This is a genomic window from Cellulomonas septica, from assembly GCF_012396155.1.
Taxonomy (GTDB): Bacteria; Actinomycetota; Actinomycetes; order Actinomycetales; family Cellulomonadaceae; genus Cellulomonas; species Cellulomonas septica.
This window is the reverse complement of sequence record NZ_JAAXOY010000196.1, coordinates 1-5,424: the sequence shown is the minus strand read 5'-3', so window position 1 is coordinate 5,424 and position 5,424 is coordinate 1. Positions and strand designations below refer to the sequence as shown.

The 5,424-nt window shown below is 73.6% G+C and carries 7 protein-coding genes; 1 reads left to right on the top strand and 6 read right to left on the bottom strand.

Annotated features, from left to right (window positions below):
- Window positions 1-82: 82 nt before the first annotated feature.
- From HGA02_RS09265 to HGA02_RS09245, 5 genes are all read right to left on the bottom strand, one after another.
- Window positions 83-1,195 (bottom strand): extracellular solute-binding protein, encoded by a 1,113-nt coding sequence (locus HGA02_RS09265; RefSeq protein WP_168678766.1) that lies wholly within the window; start codon window positions 1,193-1,195, stop codon window positions 83-85.
- Between the two features lie 200 nt (window positions 1,196-1,395).
- The gene (locus tag HGA02_RS09260; protein ID WP_124341662.1) at window positions 1,396-2,112 is read right to left on the bottom strand and encodes a response regulator transcription factor; all 717 of its coding nucleotides are present in this window, start codon (window positions 2,110-2,112) and stop codon (window positions 1,396-1,398) included.
- Window positions 2,109-3,311 (bottom strand): ATP-binding protein, encoded by a 1,203-nt coding sequence (locus tag HGA02_RS09255; RefSeq protein WP_168678765.1) that lies wholly within the window; start codon window positions 3,309-3,311, stop codon window positions 2,109-2,111. The genes HGA02_RS09260 and HGA02_RS09255 overlap by 4 nt, the downstream gene beginning before the upstream one ends.
- A gap of 139 nt (window positions 3,312-3,450) precedes the next feature.
- The gene (locus tag HGA02_RS09250; RefSeq protein ID WP_168678764.1) at window positions 3,451-3,933 is read right to left on the bottom strand and encodes a DUF1269 domain-containing protein; all 483 of its coding nucleotides are present in this window, start codon (window positions 3,931-3,933) and stop codon (window positions 3,451-3,453) included.
- Between the two features lie 30 nt (window positions 3,934-3,963).
- Window positions 3,964-4,365 (bottom strand): DUF7144 family membrane protein, encoded by a 402-nt coding sequence (locus tag HGA02_RS09245; protein ID WP_168678763.1) that lies wholly within the window; start codon window positions 4,363-4,365, stop codon window positions 3,964-3,966.
- Between the two features lie 200 nt (window positions 4,366-4,565).
- Between HGA02_RS09245 and HGA02_RS09240 the strand changes: the two genes are divergently transcribed.
- Complete coding sequence (locus HGA02_RS09240; RefSeq protein WP_124341666.1) at window positions 4,566-4,787, top strand: hypothetical protein; 222 nt, start codon at window positions 4,566-4,568, stop codon at window positions 4,785-4,787.
- A gap of 55 nt (window positions 4,788-4,842) precedes the next feature.
- Here the strand turns inward: HGA02_RS09240 and HGA02_RS20895 are convergent.
- The coding region (locus tag HGA02_RS20895) for a helix-turn-helix transcriptional regulator (RefSeq protein WP_168678762.1) at window positions 4,843-5,424 on the bottom strand (582 nt) is incomplete at its 5' end.

Sequence of the window (5,424 nt, the reverse complement as noted above, 5' to 3'; positions counted from 1 at the left end):
AGAGGGGGCGCAGGCGCCCCACGTGCGAGGAGCCGGTGACCGACCCGCATCCCCCCGGTGCGGGTCGGTCACCGGCGTGCCGTCACGCGGCGGCGATCGCCTCGACGGCAGCCTGCGCGTCGGCCGCGAGCGCGTCCGACAGGGGCGCGGAGCCCGCGGCCTGCGCGGCCGCCTCCTGACCCTCGGTGCTCACGACGTAGCCGAGGAAGCCCTTGACCAGGTCGGCCGTCTCGGCGTCCTCGTACTGGAGGCACGCGACCGCGTACGAGACGAGGAACAGCGGGTAGGCACCCGACTCCGTGGTCTCACGGTCGATGTCGATGACGATGTCGTGCTCCGCACGGCCCTCGGCCCGCGGCGACGCGTCGAGCGCGACCGCGACCGCGTCCGCCGACGGGGCCACCCACTCCTCGCCGACCTTGATCGACGCCTTGCCGAGCGAGCCGGCGGCCGACTCGTCGGCGTAGGTGATCGTGCCGTTGCCGCCCTGGACCGTCTGGATCACGCCGGACGTGCCCTGCGCGGACTCGCCGCCCTCGATCGGCCAGTTGCCGTCGGCCTCGTGGGCCCACGCGCCGCCCGACGCCTTGCCGAGCCAGTCGGTGAAGTTCTTCGTCGTGCCCGACTCGTCGAGGCGGTGCACGGGCGTGATCGCGACCGCGGGGAGCGTCGCGTCCGGGTTCTCGGCCTTGATCTCGGCCGCGTCCCAGCTGGTGATGGTGCCCTCGAAGATGCCCGCGATGGTCGTCGCCGAGAGGTTGAGCTCGGTGATGCCCTCGAGGTTGAAGACGACGGCGATGGGGCTGACGTACACGGGGATGTCGATCGCCTCGGCCGAGCAGGTCTCCTGCGCGGTGGCGAGCTCCTCGTCGTTCAGCGCCGAGTCGGTGCCGGCGAACTGCACCGCACCCTCGAGGAACTGGGTGCGACCGCCGCCCGAGCCGACCGGGTCGTAGTTGACGGTGACGTCGGGGTTGCCGCTCTGGAAGCCGGCGCGCCACGCGTCCATGGCCTTCTCCTGCGACGAGGCACCCGCGCCGTTGAGCTCACCGCTGAGGGTGCTGACGCTCTCGTCGGACCCGGAGGTCGCGTCGCCGGTGCCGGTCGGGTCGTCCGATCCGCACGCCGCGAGGGCGAGGGCGAGAGCGCCGGTGAGGGCGACCGCCCCGGCGCGGCGGTGGAGGGAGAGCTTCACTGTGGTCCGTCCTTTCGTGCCGGCACCGGGGTGTGCGCGGCGAGGCCGACGGTAGGAAGCCCACGTGACGTGCCGGACGGCGGTGGGTGAACCCGGGGTGAACGGTGGCCGACGAAGTGCGCGCCCGCGCCGGGGACGGCGACGCCCGCTCGCGCAGACCCGACGAATCGGGTAGTGCGAGCGGGCGTGGTGGTCGTGCGTCAGGCCTCTTCGAGCTTGTAGCCCAGGCCGCGCACGGTGAGCAGGAGGGTCGGGTTGGCCGGGTCCTCCTCGATCTTGGCGCGCACGCGCTTGACGTGGACGTCGAGCGTCTTGGTGTCGCCGACGTAGTCCGAGCCCCAGATGCGGTCGATGAGCTGCCCGCGCGTCAGGACGCGGCCCGCGTTCCGCAGCAGCATCTCGAGCAGCTCGAACTCCTTGAGCGGGAACGGCACGACCTCGCCGCGCACCTTCACGGTGTGCCGGTCGACGTCGAGCTCGACCGGGCCGCTCACGAGCAGCTCCTCCTCGACGACCGGGCCCGCGGGTGCCGCGGTCGCACCGGCGGTGACGGCGGCCTCCCGGCGACGCAGCACCGCGCGCATGCGCGCGAGCAGCTCGCGCGACGAGTACGGCTTGGTGACGTAGTCGTCGGCGCCGAGCTCGAGGCCGACGACCTTGTCGATCTCGTCGTCCTTCGCGGTGAGCATGATGACGGGCACGTCGCTCGTGAGCCGCAGGCGGCGGCACACCTCGGTGCCGGGCAGCCCGGGCAGCATGAGGTCGAGCAGGACGAGGTCGGCGCCGTGCTCCTCGAACCGCTCGAGCGCCTCGGGGCCGGTCGCGGCGGTGACCACGTCGTAGCCCTCGCGCTCGAGCTGGTACGTCAACGGCTCGCGGTACGACTCCTCGTCCTCGACGAGCAGGATGCGGGTCATGAGGCGTTCCGCCGCACGGTGTCTCCCTGGGGGATGGTCGTGGACGTCAGGTCGACGACGTCCGAGCTGGTGAGGTCGGCGCGCGGCAGGCGGATCGTGAACGTCGACCCGCGCCCGGGCTGCGACCAGACGGCCACGTCACCGCCGTGGTCGGCGGCGACGTGCTTGACGATCGAGAGGCCGAGGCCCGTGCCGCCGGTGTCGCGCGAGCGGGCCGGGTCGACGCGGTAGAACCGCTCGAACACCCGCTCCTGCTCGGCGGCCGGGATGCCGATGCCCTCGTCGACGACCGCGATCTCGACCAGGCCGTCGACCTCGCGCACGCCGACGCCGACGTGCGCGGCCTCGCCCGAGTACGCGACCGCGTTGTCCACGAGGTTGCGGACCGCCGTGACGAGCAGGTCGTGCTGGCCGAGCACGCGCGTGCCGTGCACGCCGCCGATGTCGAGCCGGACCTTCTTCGCGTCGGCGCGCGTGCGGGCGCGGTCGACGGCCTCGGTGAGCACCGCGTCGACGTCGACGACCGCGACCTGGCCGACCGCGCCGGCGACCTGCAGGCGGGACAGCTCGATGATCTCGTGCACGAGCGCGGACAGCCGGGCCGCCTCCGCCTGCATGCGGTCCGTGAAGCGGCGCACCGCGTCGGGGTCGTCGGCCGCGTCGTGCACCGTCTCCGCGAGGAGCTGCAGCGCACCGACGGGCGTCTTGAGCTCGTGCGAGACGTTGACGACGAAGTCGCGGCGCATCGCCTCGATGCGGCGGGCCTGCGTGAGGTCCTCCGCGAGGACGAGCACGTGGCGGGGCGTCACCTGCGCGACGCGCACCTGCACCATGAGGATGCCGGAGCCGACGGGCCCGCGCGGGACCTCGAGCTCCTCGTCGAGGATCACGCCGTCGCGCCGCACGGCGGCGATCATCTCCCGGATGGACACGGGCACGATCCGGCCGTCGCGGACCAGCCCGAGCGCGTGCGCGGGCGCGCTGGCCCGCACGACCGTGTCCTCCTCGTCGAGCACGATCGCCGCCGAGCGCAGCACCGCGAGCGCCCGCACCAGCCCTTCGTCGAGCTCGGGCTCCGGCAGCGCCACCGGGACCTTCTGGGCGCGCTCGCTCACGCGGAACGCCAGGGTGGCCCCGATGCCGGTCAGCAGTCCGAGGCCGCCGGCGAGGAGCAGCGCAAGGCCGTCGAACCCGTCCACGCCTCCAGCGTAGGCCGCGGACGGGAGAGCACCGACGACGCCGCACGTCTGCGCCGGGACCGTCGCCCAGCGTTCACCGACCCGTCCGCGACCGTTCACCGCGCCGCGGACGGCGGGCCGCCCGTGCCGCCCCGGCCCGTCAGCCGAACGTCTCGAGCAGGGTCGAGCGCTCGCCCTCGGTGAGGTTCGTCGCGACGAGCGTCGAGTGGAGCCCGTGGAACCGCTCGCCGAGCCGGTCGAGGTCGCCGTCGGTCGTCACCGCGCACAGCAGCGACGTGCCGGGCGTGACCTGCTCGCGGATGGTCTGGAGCTGCGCCTCGTCGATCCCGACCGCGGCGACCGCCTTGGAGATCGAGCCGATCGCCGCGCCCGCGGCCGCACCGAGGAGCGGCACGAAGAAGATGCCGCCGAACAGCAGGCCCCAGAACGCGCCCCAGCCGGCACCGCGCTTCTTGTCGTCGTTGCTGTGGTGCACGTCCGGGCGGGCCGCGTCGGCCGGCCACTCGACGAGCGCGTGGTCGACGATCGTCACGAGCCCGTCCTTCGCGGCCTCCTTGAGCGCGGTCTCCGCGCGCTTGGCGCCGTCGGGGCTGTCGAACTTCCACGCGGTGAACGTCGTCATCGTGTGCCTTCCCTTCGTCCGTCCGGACCGTCAGGAGACGGCCCGCTCGACCTCCTCGCCGTGGACGATGAGCGCCCACAGCACCACGACGTCCAGCACGATCACCGCGAGCGACCACCACGGCGTGATCGGCAGGGACACGAACTGCGCGACCAGGTTGAGGACGACGAGCACGCTCGCGGTCCAGCGGGCCCACGCGGCACCGGTGAACAGCACGAGGCCCAGCGCGACCATCGCGGCGCCGAGGATCAGGTGCACCCACCCCCACGTGGACACGTCGACGATCGTCACGCCCTGGCCGGACCACGCGAGCACCTTCTCCTCCGAGAAGACGGCGATCAGCCCGGACACGACGTTGAACAGCCCCACGGTGAGGAGGCAGAACGCGCCGAACCAGACCCAGCCGACCCAGCCCGTCACCGTGCGTGCCATCGCGTGCCCCTCTCGTCGACCACCGTCGGCCCTGGTCCGGGCCGCTCGCCGACACTGTCGCGCGGTGCGCGCCGGCGGTGCCTCACCCGCGTCGGGTGACTGCCGGACGGGACCCCACGCGCATATCACCCGACGGGCGTGAGGCAGCGGCACCACCCGCGTCGGGACCCTGGTCCGGTCGGTCCGACGAGGGAGCTGCCGTGCTCTACCACATCCGCGTGGACGGGTCGCCGGGGGGCGCCGACCTGGAGCAGCTGCTGCGCGAGCACGCCGACGTGGTGGCCACCGCGACCCCCGACGGGACGGTGCTGTCGTGCCGCCTGCCCGACACCGCCGCGCTCACCGGGGTCGTCGCGCTGCTGCACGACCTGGGCCTCGTGCTGGTCGAGGCGCACGCCGTCCCCGACCCCGCCGAGGACTGACGGGCCGGTCGCACGACTGGCGACTTGCGGAGCCGGCGTCCGGCGCGGACCGCGTCTAGAGGAGGCCGCGCTCCGCGGCGACGCGGATCGCGTCGCGGCGGCCGGCGACCCCGAGCTTGCGGTAGATCGAGCGCTGGTGCGTCTTGACGGTGTTCGTCGAGACGAACAGGACCGCGGCGATCTCGGTCGTCGTCATGGTCGACCGCAGCCGCACGAGCACCTGGTGCTCGCGCTCGGTGAGCTCGAGGTTGCCCCACCCGCCGCGCTGCGCGCGTCGCGGTGCGTCCCCGGCGACGAGGCTCGCGACGAGCGCCTCGTGCGCGCTCCCCCACCGCAGGTGCTCGAGCAGCAGGTCGTGCAGGAGCGGCTCGAGCTCGACGAACGGTCGTCGGACGCCCGCGGGCTCGGCGACGTCGAGCGCCCGTTCGAGCAGGCGGTGCGCGGCGTGCTCGTCGTCCTCGGCGAGCACGAGCGCGCGCTGCAGCACTGCGACCACGTCGACCGACGTCCGGCAGTGCGAGGTCGCGATCCGCCCGAGGACGTCGAGGCTCACGTGCTGCTCGGCGGCCGGGTCGTCGGGGGGCACCGCGTGCCGCGCTCCCCCCGTGTCGGCGGCCTGCAGCGCGTCCTCGACCCG